This is a genomic window from Heyndrickxia acidiproducens DSM 23148 (assembly GCF_000374345.1).
Classification (GTDB): domain Bacteria; phylum Bacillota; class Bacilli; order Bacillales; family Bacillaceae_C; genus Weizmannia; species Weizmannia acidiproducens.
On sequence record NZ_KB893978.1, the window covers coordinates 15,780 to 31,479 of the forward strand.

The following is a 15,700-nucleotide window of genomic DNA, read 5'->3' on the forward strand; positions in this document are numbered from 1 at the left end:
CTAAAAACTGGAGGAGTTTGCGATGAACAAACAGGAAGTATGGGAAGCGATGACTGGAACTAGTTAAACAGAAGTATGGAATCAGAAACAATTGCTGAGGTTTCCGGCTGTTCTGTAGAAAATATGGAGAGATCAAGAAAGGCATGGACAGGCGATGTTTCGCGAAATGTCGGGAAAGGAACCGGGAGAGTGTGCCGCTGGAATGTCAAACTTTGCAGGTGAAAGCGGGCAGCTTCTCTATCCACCCGCTTGAAAAATGAAGGTCTTTCTTCGATTTACACATTATTTAGTATGAATCATTCGGGATCAATATGGAAAGAGTCGTAATTTACCTTTGTCATACTCAGCAAAAAAGATGTCCTCCACTTTTTCAATTCCTTGCTTTTTAAGCTGTTCAAGAAGCCAATGGGTATCTTTTCCGATATCTTCTAATCCTTCATCATAGATTTCACCATCAGAGATGACCATATAAGATTGATCTTCATCACCCACATGAATAACGGTTAATTGTCCATTTTGTTCGATCTGTGCTTTTTTTATTGAACGAATGGAACTAATTTCCTTCATCCTAAGCATCGTGGTAAATGTCTGGGTGGACAATTTTGCTTTAATGAAATTCTCAGGAATCACTTTCCCATTTCGCACAACAATGACCCGTTCACCATCAATGAACCGTTTTATAAACCTGTTTTTGAGTTTCAAGAAGCGAATCAACCAATTCAGGAATCCCCATATCAGCAGAACGATGACAAATTGCAAAATGGTAATTTGGGGACTGTAGATAATCCCCCCTACGATACCCCCTAGTACATAATTTTGAATTTGGTCGGCAGCAGACATCGGCGCCAAATTTCCTTTACCCGATAAATTCATAAAAAGAATCAAGCATAAGAAACCAAGTGATAACTTAACGATTGTTAATAAATAAAAGTCCATAATTTTACACCTTTACTCTAATTTTCCCATTCATTCATGATCCTTTATATAATCTTTGCTTTTCTTGTTCAACTTATTTATGGAGTACACTAACTTTCGGCAATAAACAAATTGAAAAGCGAACAGAAAATGTTCCGTTCGCTTTTGTCACAAATATTTCTGAACCCGGGCTCCAGAAAATGGTTATTTATCGTCCTTGTTTTCCTTCCGATCAATTGTCCCGTCACTCAAACTCTTGTCCACCATCTTTTTCGTATCCTGTTTGCCTTTCTTTTCATCATTTTTATGATTGTTGTTATTCTTCATACGGAACCCTCCTTATTTTCAATTTTCCCTTCCTGCCAAATCCAAAACCCGGCTTAACCATTCCGCACTTTTCCCGAACTTTGCAGGAAAACCTGTAAAAATGTCGAATGATTATAGTGGAGCCCCATTGCAATTCGGAGCGTTTGGGGCGATTGGAGGGATTTTTTGATGAATGAAGAAGCGTATCAAACCGTTTTATCAGCACATCAAGTGCCCGTGTCTCAGCTGCGGACGGAATGCAGCCCGGCGCAATTTTCCTTTGAAACGACGGCCGAACTTGAATCGGTTCCGAACGAAATGATCGGCCAGCAAAGGGCAGAACAGGCGATGGATTTCGGTTTATCTGTTGAGCAGACCGGTTACAATCTATTTGTCGTCGGCCCGGCCGGAACAGGAAGAATGACTTATACGCAGCACAGCGTCAATAAACTGGCAAAGACTCGCCAGGTGCCTGATGACTGGTGCTATGTGAACAATTTTGAAAACCCGGACCGCCCGCTCGTGATCGCTTTGCCTGCGGGTAACGGCCTGAAATTTCAGCACAAAATGGAAAATCTGCTGATGGAAATTGAAAGAGAAATCAGGGCCGCATTTTCCAACGAAGAAACAGAGAAGAAGAAGCGGAGTATTGTCGAACAGTCGCAAAATCAAGTGGAAGCGCTGTGGAAAGAAACTGAATCGTTTGCCTCGGATTTAAATTTTAAGCTGGAAAGGACATCGGCCGGGATCCAAAGTATTCCGCTTTTTTTCGACAGGCCGATGGAAAAGCAGGAATATGAACAATTATCGGCTGCAAATAAAGAAAAAGTGAAAGAACGCGAAAAGCAGCTTGGAGAAAAAATAAATGATACCGTTTATCAAATTCATAAGATAGAAGAAGAACTGCGGAAAAATCTGGAACAGTTTAATAAACAAACCGCAGCATTTGCAATTGAAGGCCTGTTTCAGCCGCTCCGTGAAGCTTATCAGGCGTATCCGAAAGTGCTGGATTATCTGGAAGCGTATCATCATGATGTTGTCGGGCACTTTTCGATATTTTTAAAAGACCGGGAAGAAGAAAACGCCGTGGTCCGGGCGCTGACAGGGAGCAAAGAGCAGCAGCTGCACCGCTATGCTGTTAATTTATTTGTCAGCCACAAAAACAGGACAGGGGCGCCGGTGATTTATGAAACGAACCCGACCTATCAAAACTTGTTCGGGAAAGTCGAATACCGCGGGGCCCTGGGAAGCTGGACAACCGATTTCACCTTTGTCAAACCGGGTGCGATCCATCTTGCCAATGGCGGCTATTTAATTCTGCAGGCAGCAGAACTCCTCCAGCAACCCTTTGCCTGGACGCTGTTGAAACGGGCGCTGCAAACAGGGAAAATCCAGGTCGAGAACCCGTTTGAAGAAAGAGGTGCTTTTCCAACGAGCGGGCTGAAACCGGAACCCATCCCGCTGCAAATTAAAGTCATTATTATTGGGTCGTACTATTTGTATGATCTGCTGTCCGGCGCAGACGAAGACTTCCATAAACTGTTTAAAGTGAAAGTGGAGTTCGATACAGCCATGAAGCGGGATCACGGGAACCGTATGAAAATGGCGCATTTTATCAAAAACTATGCGGAGCGCAAGCATTTGTTGCCATTTCACCGCCGTGCCGTTGCAAAAGTGATCGACCACAGTTCGCGGTTGGCGGACGAGCAGGGAAAACTGACGACGCGTTTTCAGGACATTACAAAGCTGCTCGTTGAATCAAGCTATTGGGCAAAAAAGGAAGAAGCTGCATTTGTGGATACGGCCCATATCAAAAAGGCGCTGGCAGAACAATCCCACCGTGCCAACCACATCTCTGAACAATACCGTGAAATGATAACAAATGGTACGATCATGATCGAAACAGACGGCACGCGCATTGGCCAGATTAACGGGCTTGCCGTTATGGGGACGAGGGATGCTACATTCGGAATCCCGACTAAAATTACGGCACAGACTTTTGTCGGAAAAAGCGGGATTATGAATATCGAACGTGAAACGTCTTTAAGCGGCCAGATCCATAACAAAGGGCTGATGATTTTAACCGGATTCCTCTCCGGCGTATTTGCAAAAAATGATCCGATCCCGCTTTCGGCGAGCATTACTTTTGAGCAAACTTATTCCCGGATAGACGGAGACAGCGCCTCCAGCACAGAACTATATGTCCTTTTGTCTTCGCTTGCCGAAGTGCCGATCCATCAAGGCATTGCTGTCACAGGGTCGGTCAACCAATGGGGTGAAATCCAGCCGATTGGCGGCGTTAATGAAAAAATAGAAGGGTTTTACGCGATCTGCAAAGAACAAGGGTTGACAGGACGGCAGGGGGTCATCATCCCGCAACAAAATATGAGCAATTTGATGTTGAACGATGAGGTAATAGCAGCCGTCAAAGCGGGGCGCTTCCATATTTGGGCTGTCCGCCATATCTCGGAAGGCATTGAAATTTTAACAGGCGAAAGTGCAGGTGCGGACCGCGGAGAGGAAAACCATTTTCCGGACGGCACGATTTTTGCAAAAGTGGAAGAACGGTTTAAAAAAATGTATGAATCGGTCAAACAGGCAAAACAATAGAAAGGAAAAGTCCTATGTACAAAGCATAATAAGAATGCATACATGTTTAGCCTGTGGTTTGAGTGGAAAAAGCGACATTAAAGATGTTCGCTTTTTTTTTAGCTTCGCCAAGCATTTCCTGCTGCATTCTTTTCATTGGCTGGTTCAAAGCATTCACCATTTGTCCAATAATCTATATAATGGGTTTTGTGGGATCCGGCAATATAAAGAAAAGACACCAGCGTTATCTTTGGTTGTTTTTATGAATTTTGCCGGAATTTCCTGCATGTTTACGGCGGCTCATCCAGCGCACAGGTGAAATGGGGGAGGCATTTTTGACAATGATCTGTTGGAAATGGGGACATGTTTTGCAGAAAGGATTTGAGTTTTATTGAACAGAACAACAAATGATGATTTGAAAGAAGTCTCATTAAGCGAAAATCAAATTAGAAAAATTCTCCATTCCTTTATTGAGCCATATGATTCGATTCATGTCAGGGTAAGCGAAACCCGGCATCAAAAGCTGTCGAATGATCAGGCAGTGGAACTGCTGGTACGGCATGTAAACAGAAAAGGGATTCTTGTGATCATCAGCCAGCTGAATATGATCCGTGAGCGTCATTCTGATATACTGCCTTATATAAAGTATATTTTAACCGCTGTACTCCAAAGAATTGAACGTTCAAGGACATAGAAATTCAAGCGTGATAATGGAAAGCTGGAGGGAAAGAAAATGGAAAGCCAACCTGTTATTCATCCGGTTGCGGCCGGCTTCTTTGAACAGGATACTTTAACACTTGCACAGTCGCTGCTTGGCTGTCTGCTTGTCAAGAAAACGGAAGAGGGCGTTGCGGCCGGGTTCATTGTCGAAACGGAAGCCTATATGGGCGCAACGGACCGGGCCGCCCACAGCTACAGAGAGAGGCGGACGAAAAGGACGGAAATAATGTATCACAGCCCCGGGCATGTTTATACATACAAAATGCATACCCACTGCCTTGTCAATGTGGTAAGCGGCGGGGAAGGCATTCCTCATGCCATTTTGATTCGCGCGGTCGATCCCCATATCGGCATCGGACTGATGTATGAACGCAGACAAGTCAAGATGGAAAAACAGCTCACAAGCGGGCCTGGAAAATTAACAAAAGCATTGGGAATTACAATGGAAGATTACGGCCGTGTTTTTTATGAACCGCCGCTTTTCATTGCGGAAGGCTATGTGCCCGTTTCTATTTCAAATGGGCCGAGAATCGGAATTGATCATACAGGGGAAGCACGGCAGTATCCTTACCGCTTTTGGGTAACGGATAATCCTTTTGTATCGCGATGAATGTCAAAAAAGGCACCAGTTTACATTCCGGTGCCCTGTCTATTATCGCTTACCAAAAATATCCGGGGTATCCGTAACCATACGGGTATCCATAGCCGCCGTAAAGCGCCGGTCCAAGCAGGGCGCCGGTTGCAAGCCCGCCGACTAATCCGCCTAAAAACGGGCCGCCGAAACCATAACCCCAAGGCCTCCCAAAACCCCATGGGCGTCCGAAGCCCCAAGGCCTGCCGTAACCCCAAGGCCTCCCAAAACCGCCGTACCCCCATGGGCGCCTCATATCGTCACTTTCATATATGTCATGCTGGTAGTAGGGCACTTCCTGATGATAACCAGGATTCATTTTTTTCTCCTCCTCAAAACGTTTTATTGATTACGTTAAAGAATATGTGAATGCCCTGCTGCCTGTATGGGTATCAGCCTTCTTTCCTGAATTTTTTTGCCCGCAGCAGTGTTAACAATCGTACAGATCCTCCGATATTAAATATGACAGAAAGCGGAGGGCACCGGGACATCCGGAGCCCGATTATAAAGGGGATACTTGTGATGATTGAAAGGATAGAAAGGCTGCAGGCGGCACAAACCACTCTCACAGCAAGTACATCTCAAGAACAGACAACAATGGTCAATGGACCGATCACTCAAACCAAAGCTGTGCAGCCGGATACAGATGAAAACAAAATGCGTACAGGAGAAGTGACAAAAGAAAAAATTAAAAAGGTTGTCAACCGGATGAACCAGTTTTTATCCGGCTCCCCGACACATTTGAAATTCGAATTTCATGAGCAATTGAAGAAATACTATGTGGAACTTGTTGATGACAAGACGGATCAAGTGATCAAAGAAATTCCCCCTAAAAAACTTTTGGATACCTATGCGGATATGATGCAGAATATCGGGCTTCTTGTTGATGAGAAGATTTGAAGGAAGGGTAAAAAATGACTGTACAAAGAATTACAGGGATGGCAAGCGGTATGGATATTGATTCCATTGTCACAAAAATGATGATGGGCGCCAAGCAGCCATTGATTAAATTGCAGCAAAAGCAACAAATCCTTGAGTGGCAGCGGGACGATTACCGTACACTGAACCAGAAATACTACGATTTTCGTACGGCATTGTCCGATCTGAAACTGACGTCCAAATACCGGGCACGCAACACCACTTCATCAGACGAAAGCGTTGTAACGGCAACAGCTGCAAACACGGCCGCACTGACGTCCACGACGATTCAGAATGTAAAACAACTGGCGACGGCAGCGACACGAATCAGTAAATCGGGCCAGACTGATGGTGCCGGTAAAGAAGTCACGATTTCCGGAAGTACAAAAATTGATACAGATGCTAGTTTGTTAAGTCAGGAAAGTAATTTTTCAACCCCTATTACATGGAAATCAGGGACAGTCGTTTCTAAATCAATAACGGCAGGCAGCAATGGAACTGTTACGATTGATTTGACCAATGCACCAATCACCACTGATGAGAACGGGAAGATCTCCATGAATGTAACAGTCAACGGAAAGACTTATAAAGCCGTTGATAGCAGCACATATTCAGGCTTAACGGACAAAGATGACTATATCGAACTCCAACTTTCAACTGATCAAAAAACGGGTACATTGACAAATTTCAGTACCAGTTTATCAGAGGGTACCAGTATAAATACTGAATATATCGCCAGCTCATTCACAGAGTCCAAAACATTGACTGCAACAGCAAATACGATGCAGTTATCCCGAAGTGTCAATCCATATCGTGATGGGAAATATTCTGTTTCAATCTCTGACGGGAGTACTTCTTATTCACTGGTGAAAGTGGATGATGATACTGCCAATATCAAAAACGGCGATACTACGGTAGGAACACTGAATACTTCTTCAGGCTTAATCACCATGAATGATTTATCTGCCGAAACAAATTTGACAGTTACATATCATGAAAATTACACAACGATGAACCTCGGCACCTACGAAGAAGATGGAGATAAACATACAGCGAATTTTTATATAAAAGAAAGTGATTCATTGAATGACGTGATATCAGATGTGAATCATTCCGGTATTGGGGTCACGATGTACTATGACGAAAACGCTGATAAAGTTTCGCTGACCAGAAAAGTGACCGGGGACTTTAATCCTGAAGGTACGGAAATTGATACTGGTACAGATACAAATGATTTTTTGAACCGTACACTGCAATTTGCTGGCACCGATAGTACTGAAACTGGCGGGGAAAATGCGGAATTTACCATTAACGGCCTGACAACCAGCCGTACTTCCAACACGTTTACCATCAGCGGCGTCACCTACACACTGAAAAATACGTTTAATACAGACAATGTTTCCGGCCGGCAGGTGACCGTCAATGTTTCAAACGACACAGATACCATCTACAACAACATTAAAGACTTTGTCGACAAATACAACGATTTAATCGACACGGTTCAAAAAAAACTGGATGAAGAGCGCTATTCTGATTATGCGCCGCTGACAGATGACCAGCGTTCTGAATTGACCGATGAGCAGCAGGAGAAATGGGAGACCAAAGCAAAAAGCGGTTTGCTGCGAAACGATATGACATTCAAAAGTTCGCTCTCTAGTATGCGGAGTTTAATCTATCAAAAAGTTAACAATCCAAATATTTCTTCCCAGTACAACCAGCTTTCCAGCATTGGGATTACAACGACGGCGGACTGGCTGGAAGGCGGAAAACTTGAAATTGACGAGAGTAAGTTAAAAGCGGCAATTGAAGCTGATCCGGATTCAGTTGAATTACTGTTCCGCGGGACCGGCAGTTCGACTTCTGAAGAGGGCATTATCCAAAGGCTGTATGACAGTGTCAACCATACGTACAACACGATTGTGGACAAAGCCGGGAAATCCACTTTTGTCAACGACCAATTCACGATTGGGAAAGATTTGAATTCGGTCACGAAAAAAATCAGCGATATGAACGACAAGCTGGATAATTTGGAAGACCGGTATTACGCGCAATTTACGGCAATGGAAGAAGCCATTCAAAAATATAATAACCAATATAGCTATTTATCCAGTTACTTCAGCAGTTAAGGAGAGAATGCAAATGGCTACGCAAAACCCATATCAAGCTTATCAAAATAACTCAATCTCGACAGCATCTGCCGGTGAGTTGACGTTAATGCTTTATAACGGCTGCCTGAAATTTATCCACTTGGCCAGGGTCGCCATGCAAAATAAAAATATAGAGGAAAAAAATAAGAACATCCAAAAGGCCCAAAATATTATTCGTGAGCTGATGGTTTCGTTGGATACAGAAAAATTTGCTGCTGCCGAAAAAATGCTGGCAATCTACGAATTCATGCTGCATGAGTTAATCGCAGCCAATATCAAAAACGACCCGGGCAAGCTGGATACGGTTGAAGAGTTGGTTACAGGATTCCGTGACACCTGGAAACAAGTCATCCAGTTAAACCGCAGGCAAACTTTCGGATCAGGCGGGCGGGCATAATGACCAGCGGCCTGGAAAACTATATGCAGTTGACAACCAGCATCCTGGCAGAATTCAGCAAAGAACAAACGCGCGCGGAATTAATCCGCAAAGTAACCAAACAGCTCAATCTGCGTGAAGCCTTGCTGCCGGCTATTCAGCCCCCTTTTTCCGCAGAAGAACAATTGCTGGGGAAAAAACTGGTTACATTAGACCGGCAGTTAAAGCCCCTTTTGGAAAAAATGAAACAGGATATACAGCAGGACTTGAAAAAGGTCGTGAAAAAGAAAGCTTCCATGAAGCAGTATATCAATCCATACCAGTCACTGCAGTTGAATGACGGAAGATTTTATGACCGAACCAGATAGATAACACTCCCCCCGTTTCCCGGTTGGTAAAGAACGGGGCCGGCAAAATGGTAAGCGCTTAAACTTTGTAACAACTAAAAGAAAAAATTCGCCAAAAAAGCAGGAATTTAGACAGGCAATGTGTAAATATATAAGTGTAAGATCATTTAAGCAGGCAGCGCAGCCGCTTGGACAGGTGAATTTCTTAACAAATGGCGGGTTTGAGCGCTGCAAGTCGATGAGGAGGGGTCTACATGATGAACTACAACATTCGTGGCGAAAACATTGAGGTAACTCCGGCAATCCGGGATTATGTTGAAAAGAAAGTAAGCAAATTGGATCGTTATTTCGTAGAAACTCCAGACACTTCCGTTAATGTTAAATTAAAAGTGAACCCGGATAAAACTTCTAAAGTTGAGATAACGATTCCAATGCCGCAGCTTGTATTGCGTGCAGAGGAATCCAATGAAGATATGTATGCAGCGATTGATTTGATTGTTGACAAATTGGAACGCCAAATCCGGAAACATAAAACAAAAGTGAACCGGAAACTGCGCGAAAAAGGAAGTACAAAAGAACTTTTCGGCCCTGAATCCGGACAGCCGGACAAACAACAGGGGAAAAACGAAGAAACAGAATTGCCGATTGTGCGAACCAAGCATTTTAGCTTGAAACCGATGGATAGCGAAGAAGCCGTTTTGCAAATGAACATGCTCGGTCATAACTTCTTCGTCTATACAGATGCGGAAACGAATAGCACCAATATCGTCTATCGCCGCAAAGACGGAAAATACGGGCTGATTGAAACGGTATAAAGCATCAACACAAGGCACCCGCCGGCGTGAGCTGCGGGTGTTTTTGTTTTTTGCCGTATAAAATGAAAACTTTCATTCTCATTTTTGCCATCATCCATCAATCGTTAGAAAAACACAGGGAGTAAAACCCGAAATTTAAGGGAGTTGAAATGATGAAACTGGATTACTTATACCATCCTTACCAGTCTGTGAGAAACACTGTTTTTGCCAAAAGGGGAATGGTTGCCTCGTCACAGCCGCTCGCTGCACAGGCCGGTCTTGAAATATTGCAAAAAGGCGGCAATGCAATTGATGCCGCGATCGCAACGGCTGCCACTTTAACTGTTGTGGAGCCGACATCCAATGGAATCGGTTCGGATGCTTTTGCACTTGTTTGGACAAAAGGAAAACTGCATGGTTTGAATGCCAGCGGCCCGGCACCACAATCGATTTCCATTGAAGCGGTGAAGAGAAAAGGCCATGAAAAGATGCCTGCTTATGGTGTGATTCCGATCACGGTTCCGGGTGCACCTTCCGCATGGGCCGTGTTATCAGAAAAGTTTGGAAGGCTGCCATTAACAGAAGTGCTGGCGCCGGCAATCCGGTATGCGGAGGAAGGGTTCCCCCTTACACCTGTCTTAGGGAAGAACTGGAAACTTGCTTTCCGGCGTTTTCAAACCAGTTTTAAAGGAGACATGTTCCGTCCTTGGTTTGATACCTTCGCGCCGAATGGCAGGGTGCCGGAAATCGGCGAAGTATGGAAGTCGCCGGATCACGCGGCCGCACTGCGTGAAATCGCAGAGACGAAGGCGGAAAGTTTTTACAGGGGCCGGCTAGCAGAAAAAATCAGCGGTTATGTGCAAAAGTGGGGCGGCTTTTTAGAACAAGAGGATTTGGCTGCCTATCATCCTGAATGGGTAGAACCGATTTCGACCCGGTACCGCGGCTTTGATGTGTGGGAGATTCCGCCGAACGGGCAGGGACTCGTTGCTTTAATGGCGCTGAGCATCGCCCGCGGCTTTGATTTCCGGGAAAAAGACAGCGCAGATACTTATCATAAACAAATTGAAGCCATGAAACTGGCCTTTACGGATGGAAAAACGTTTATTACCGATGCAGGGGAAATGAAGGCGGATATTACGCACCTGCTTTCGGAAGACTATGCGCATACACGGCGTAAACTGATCGGTGAAACGGCGCTGGCGCCAAAACCGTATGATCTGCCAAAAAGCGGTACGGTGTATTTGGCGGCGGCAGATGGCGATGGTAACATGGTTTCTTATATTCAAAGCAACTATATGGGTTTTGGCTCAGGGATTGTGGTTCCCGGGACAGGCATTGCGCTCCAGAACCGCGGCCACGATTTTTCACTGGATGAAGCACATGTGAATGCTTTAAAAGCAGGAAAAAAAACATATCATACAATTATCCCGGGCTTTTTAACAAAAGATGGGGAAGCGGTTGGGCCTTTTGGTGTGATGGGCGGATACATGCAGCCGCAGGGCCATGTCCAGGTGCTGATGAATACGATTGATTTCCATCTCCACCCGCAGCAGGCTCTTGATGCACCGCGCTGGCAGTGGCTGGAAGGGAAAAAAGTGCTGGTTGAACCGAACTTTCCGAACCACCTTGTCCAGGCCTTGATCCAAAAAGGCCACGACATCCGGGTGGCAGCGGATACCGGAAGTTTCGGGCGCGGGGAAATCATCTGGCGCGATTCCGGCACAGGCGTCCTGATGGGCGGTACGGAATCACGCGCAGACGGCACTGTCGCAGCATGGTGATGTGTTGAAGAACCGGCGGCAGGCCCGCTGTGGTATACTGGGTACACGAATGTAAAAAGGATTGTGGTAGTGTGAAAGCGAAGAATTGGGACATATTCATGGCGTTTTTCAGGGCCGGACTGCTTGGCTTTGGAGGCGGGCTTTCAGCGATTCCGCTGATGCACCGTGAAGTCGTCAAAGTGTATAAATGGATGGAGGAGGATGAGTTCTCTGACATTTTAGCTTTGGCCAACACGCTTCCCGGCCCGATCAATACAAAAATGTCAGGATATATCGGCTACCGGGTCGGCGGGAAAGCCGGGCTGCTGGCTGCGCTCACGGGGACAGTTGTGCCGGCGGTTCTATTGATGATCATTTTATTGACGGCATTGAATGCATATAAAGATAAACCATGGGTGCAAGGCATGTCAAAAGCGGTCGTCCCGGTTGCCGGCGTCATGCTGGGGACACTGACATGGGGGTTTGTCATCAAATCCGTGCAGGCAATCGGCTGGCCGTTAACCCTTGTGATTGTGGCGGCCGGCGTTGTGGTCATGGTGCTGTCAGGCATCCATCCCGCATTTTTTATTGGGGCGCTCTTGGCGATTGCGTTATTTACCAAAAAAGATTTTGATAGAAAAAAACGGGTGAATACTTCATGATCTACTGGAAACTGTTTTTGGCCAATCTGATTGCCAATCTGCTGGGATACGGAGGCGGCCCGGCATCCATCCCGCTTTTGAAACATGAAGTGGTGGACCGCTACCACTGGTATTCCGTCCATGAATTCAGTGAAATCGTCGCCGTCGGAAATGCCCTTCCCGGACCGATTGCACCGGAGATGGCCGGATATATCGGTTTTGATCAAGCGGGCATTCCCGGTGCACTTGTTTCGCTGGTTGGCGCGATTGCCCCTTCGTTAATTTTGTTCATGCTATTGCTCGGGCTATTGCTGAAAAACCGCGATTCCCCGAAGGTCAAAAATATGACAAAACTCGTCCGCCCGGCTATCGTCGTCCTGCTTGGCATGGTAACGATTGACTTTTTTACAAATGCCTATCACAGCATCGGCATTCTCCACGTGCTGGTTCTTTCCATTCTGAGCTTTTTCCTGCTTGAAAGATGGCGCGTCAGCCCTGTGTATGTGATTTGTGGCGCACTCGTTTACGGTGCTATTTTCCTCGGCTGAACACTTTATATCATAATAAAAAAGAACCCGGCTGGACTGTCCCGCCCGGGTTCTTTTGTTGTGAATTGAAGGCTTCAGTGCTAAAATGAAGAAAGGTTTATGTATAAAGAAAAGGTCAACTACTACTACACATCGGCAGCCGGGAAAATTCCGGCATGATGAAAATACAGGAAAAACATAACACCATAAAGAAATCTTTCGTTTACTATGATACAATAAACTTTTACAGAGACAGTGTCTTTTAGGCGAGCATGATGGGAATTGGATTGTTAGAGGCTGGACTTATATGAAAGAGAACTTGGGCAGCCACCCATTTTTTAAAAACAAAAGGAGCGTTTTTGAATGGTAGCTTTTTTGGACAAAGTGTTTGATGCCAATAAACGTGAACTGAAACATCTAGAGAAAATTGCAAACCAGATTGAAGAATTGGCCCCGGATATGGAAAAGCTTTCGGACGATCAGCTGCGCGCAAAAACGGAAGAATTTAAGCAGCGTTATCAAAACGGGGAAACCCTCGATGATTTGCTCGTTGAAGCTTTTGCGGTTGTACGTGAAGGTTCAAGACGGGTTCTGGACCTGTATCCTTATCATGTCCAATTAATGGGCGGCATTACGCTGCATGAAGGAAATATTTCTGAAATGAAAACTGGTGAAGGGAAGACGCTGACGGCAACAATGCCGGTTTATTTAAATGCCCTGTCCGGGCGCGGCGTCCATGTCGTTACGGTCAACGAATATCTGGCAAGCCGCGACGCCAAGGAAATGGGGGAATTATACAACTTCCTCGGCCTTTCCGTCGGCTTGAACTTAAACAGCATGTCAAGTGAAGAGAAACAAGCAGCATATGCCGCAGATATCACATATGGAACGAACAATGAATTCGGTTTTGACTATCTGCGCGACAATATGGTCCTTTACCAGGAGCAAAAAGTGCAGCGGCCGCTATATTTTGCGATCATTGATGAAGTCGACTCGATTTTAATTGATGAAGCAAGAACACCGCTGATTATTTCCGGACAGGCTGAAAAATCGACAACGCTGTATACACAGGCCAATGCGTTTGTACGTACATTAAATAAAGAAGAAGACTATACCTATGATGTCAAAACGAAAAGCGTCCTGCTGACAGAAGAGGGCATTACAAAAGCGGAAAAATACTTCAACTTGAAAAACTTATATGACATTAGCAATGTGACGATCAATCACCACATCAACCAGGCATTGAAAGCCAATGTCGCGATGCACCGTGATGTCGATTATGTGGTTCAGGACGGCGAAATTGTCATTGTTGACCAGTTCACCGGCCGTTTAATGAAGGGGCGCCGTTTCAGTGATGGGCTCCATCAGGCAATCGAAGCAAAAGAAATGGTGGAAATTCAAAATGAAAGCATGACAATGGCGACGATCACGTTCCAAAACTACTTCCGGATGTATGAAAAGCTGGCCGGGATGACGGGTACAGCAAAAACGGAAGAAGAAGAATTCCGCAACATTTATAATATGCGCGTTGTTGTCATCCCGACAAACCGCCCAATTATCCGTGATGACCGGCCGGATTTGATCTATTCGACCATGGAGGGAAAATTTAAGGCAGTTGTGGAAGACATAAAACAGCGCCATGATCTTGGCCAGCCGGTGCTGGTCGGCACGGTTGCAATTGAAACATCGGAATTGGTTTCTTCGATGTTGAAAAAGAAAGGCGTCAAACATAATGTGTTGAACGCGAAAAACCACGGGCGTGAAGCAGAAATCATCAAAACGGCCGGCCAGAAAGGTGCAGTGACGATTGCAACGAACATGGCCGGGCGCGGTACCGATATCAAACTGGGCGAAGGGGTGGTTGAACTCGGCGGCTTGGCTGTGATTGGCACAGAACGGCATGAGTCAAGGCGGATCGATAACCAGCTGCGCGGGCGTTCTGGACGCCAGGGCGACCCAGGGGTTACGCAATTTTATCTTTCCATGGAAGATGAATTGATGCGCCGGTTTGGTTCGGATAATATGAAGAACATGATGGAAAAGCTCGGCATGGATGACAACCAGCCGATCCAAAGCAAAATGGTGTCGCGGGCCGTTGAATCTGCGCAAAAACGCGTGGAAGGCAATAACTTCGATGCCCGGAAACAATTGCTGCAATACGATGATGTGTTAAGGCAGCAGCGCGAAATTATTTATAACCAGCGCAATGAAGTGCTGACATCGGATAACTTGCGCGGGATCGTCGAAAATATGATTCAATCCGTTGTGCAGCGGACGGTTGATTTAAATGCACCTGCCCATGAGGATGAGGAAGAATGGAATCTGCAGGGGATTGTTGACTATGTCCAGGGGAATCTGCTTCATGAAGGAGACGTGAAGGTGGAGAATCTCCTTGGCAAAGAACCGGAAGAAATGGTCGAACTGATCATGAAAAACGTGAAAGAACGCTACGATGAAAAAGAGGCGGCCTTTGAACCGGAAAGAATGCGCGAATTTGAAAGAGTCATTCTGCTGCGTTCCGTTGATTCCAAGTGGATCGACCACATCGATGCAATGGACCATCTCCGTGAAGGTATCCATTTGCGTGCATACGGGCAGATCGACCCGCTGCGCGAATACCAGTCAGAAGGATTTGCGATGTTTGAAAATATGGTGGCGTCCATTGAAGAAGACACCGCGAAATATATCATGAAAGCTGAAATCCAAAATAACCTGGAGCGCCAGGAAGTAGCGAAGGGCCAGGCAATGATTCCGGCGGATGAAGGCGAAGTTGTAAAGAAAAAGCCGGTCCGCAAAAAGGTACATGTCGGCCGTAACGACCCATGCCCATGCGGAAGCGGCAAAAAATATAAAAACTGCCACGGCAGAATGCAGGCATAAACGCCAGGGGACAGCCGCCCTCGTGAAGGCTTGCGGCACGAAAGAAAAAACGTGCTGCAGGTTGAATACCGGCGGACCCGGCTGGTGCTGTTTTTTGCAAATCCAGCAGAAAACGATTAAAGTAAAAATGAGGGCTGAAACATAGC

The 15,700-nt window shown here is 45.7% G+C and carries 15 protein-coding genes; 12 read left to right on the forward strand and 3 right to left on the reverse strand.

Annotated elements, in window-relative coordinates; translation table 11 throughout:
- Positions 1 to 306: 306 nt before the first annotated feature.
- Together C232_RS0101950 and C232_RS20355 are read right to left on the reverse strand one after the other, a co-directional pair.
- The gene (locus tag C232_RS0101950) at positions 307 to 936 is read right to left on the reverse strand and encodes a DUF421 domain-containing protein (protein WP_018660706.1); all 630 of its coding nucleotides are present in this window, start codon (positions 934 to 936) and stop codon (positions 307 to 309) included.
- A gap of 183 nt (positions 937 to 1,119) precedes the next feature.
- Positions 1,120 to 1,242 carry a hypothetical protein gene (locus tag C232_RS20355; RefSeq protein WP_018660709.1) on the reverse strand — a complete coding sequence of 41 codons (123 nt, stop codon included), beginning with the start codon at positions 1,240 to 1,242 and terminating at the stop codon, positions 1,120 to 1,122.
- A gap of 168 nt (positions 1,243 to 1,410) precedes the next feature.
- Here C232_RS20355 and C232_RS0101960 point away from each other — a divergent pair, with 168 nt between their 5' ends.
- From C232_RS0101960 to C232_RS0101975, 3 genes are all read left to right on the forward strand, one after another.
- Positions 1,411 to 3,831, forward strand: coding sequence for a Lon protease family protein (locus C232_RS0101960; RefSeq protein ID WP_018660711.1), 2,421 nt, complete (start codon positions 1,411 to 1,413; stop codon positions 3,829 to 3,831).
- 370 nt (positions 3,832 to 4,201) lie between these two features.
- Positions 4,202 to 4,504: a hypothetical protein gene (locus C232_RS18330; protein WP_018660713.1), complete on the forward strand. Its 303-nt coding sequence runs from the start codon at positions 4,202 to 4,204 to the stop codon at positions 4,502 to 4,504.
- A 39-nt stretch (positions 4,505 to 4,543) separates the two neighbouring features.
- Positions 4,544 to 5,140: a DNA-3-methyladenine glycosylase gene (locus tag C232_RS0101975; protein ID WP_018660715.1), complete on the forward strand. Its 597-nt coding sequence runs from the start codon at positions 4,544 to 4,546 to the stop codon at positions 5,138 to 5,140.
- Between the two features lie 49 nt (positions 5,141 to 5,189).
- Here C232_RS0101975 and C232_RS0101980 read toward each other — a convergent pair whose 3' ends face one another.
- Positions 5,190 to 5,480, reverse strand: coding sequence for a hypothetical protein (locus C232_RS0101980; RefSeq protein WP_018660717.1), 291 nt, complete (start codon positions 5,478 to 5,480; stop codon positions 5,190 to 5,192).
- Between the two features lie 203 nt (positions 5,481 to 5,683).
- Between C232_RS0101980 and flaG the strand changes: the two genes are divergently transcribed.
- The 9 genes from flaG (at position 5,684) to secA (ending at position 15,554) form a co-directional block, all read left to right on the forward strand.
- Complete coding sequence (gene flaG / locus C232_RS19185) at positions 5,684 to 6,061, forward strand: flagellar protein FlaG (RefSeq protein ID WP_026314438.1); 378 nt, start codon at positions 5,684 to 5,686, stop codon at positions 6,059 to 6,061.
- A gap of 14 nt (positions 6,062 to 6,075) precedes the next feature.
- Positions 6,076 to 8,205, forward strand: a complete 2,130-nt coding sequence (gene fliD / locus C232_RS0101990; protein ID WP_018660721.1) for a flagellar filament capping protein FliD — start codon at positions 6,076 to 6,078, stop codon at positions 8,203 to 8,205.
- A gap of 13 nt (positions 8,206 to 8,218) precedes the next feature.
- Positions 8,219 to 8,623, forward strand: a complete 405-nt coding sequence (gene fliS, locus C232_RS0101995) for a flagellar export chaperone FliS (protein ID WP_018660723.1) — start codon at positions 8,219 to 8,221, stop codon at positions 8,621 to 8,623.
- Positions 8,623 to 8,970 carry a flagellar protein FliT gene (fliT, locus tag C232_RS0102000; protein WP_018660725.1) on the forward strand — a complete coding sequence of 116 codons (348 nt, stop codon included), beginning with the start codon at positions 8,623 to 8,625 and terminating at the stop codon, positions 8,968 to 8,970. Before fliS ends, fliT begins: the two co-directional genes overlap by 1 nt.
- Positions 8,971 to 9,203: 233 nt before the next feature.
- Positions 9,204 to 9,764, forward strand: coding sequence for a ribosome hibernation-promoting factor, HPF/YfiA family (gene hpf, locus C232_RS0102005; RefSeq protein ID WP_018660727.1), 561 nt, complete (start codon positions 9,204 to 9,206; stop codon positions 9,762 to 9,764).
- A gap of 152 nt (positions 9,765 to 9,916) precedes the next feature.
- Positions 9,917 to 11,527, forward strand: coding sequence for a gamma-glutamyltransferase family protein (locus C232_RS0102015; protein WP_018660729.1), 1,611 nt, complete (start codon positions 9,917 to 9,919; stop codon positions 11,525 to 11,527).
- A 71-nt stretch (positions 11,528 to 11,598) separates the two neighbouring features.
- Positions 11,599 to 12,168: a chromate transporter gene (locus C232_RS0102020; RefSeq protein WP_018660732.1), complete on the forward strand. Its 570-nt coding sequence runs from the start codon at positions 11,599 to 11,601 to the stop codon at positions 12,166 to 12,168.
- Positions 12,165 to 12,695, forward strand: a complete 531-nt coding sequence (locus tag C232_RS0102025) for a chromate transporter (protein ID WP_018660735.1) — start codon at positions 12,165 to 12,167, stop codon at positions 12,693 to 12,695. Before C232_RS0102020 ends, C232_RS0102025 begins: the two co-directional genes overlap by 4 nt.
- Before the next feature lie 342 nt (positions 12,696 to 13,037).
- Positions 13,038 to 15,554 carry a preprotein translocase subunit SecA gene (gene secA / locus C232_RS0102030; protein ID WP_018660738.1) on the forward strand — a complete coding sequence of 839 codons (2,517 nt, stop codon included), beginning with the start codon at positions 13,038 to 13,040 and terminating at the stop codon, positions 15,552 to 15,554.
- The last annotated feature ends 146 nt before the right edge of the window (positions 15,555 to 15,700 follow it).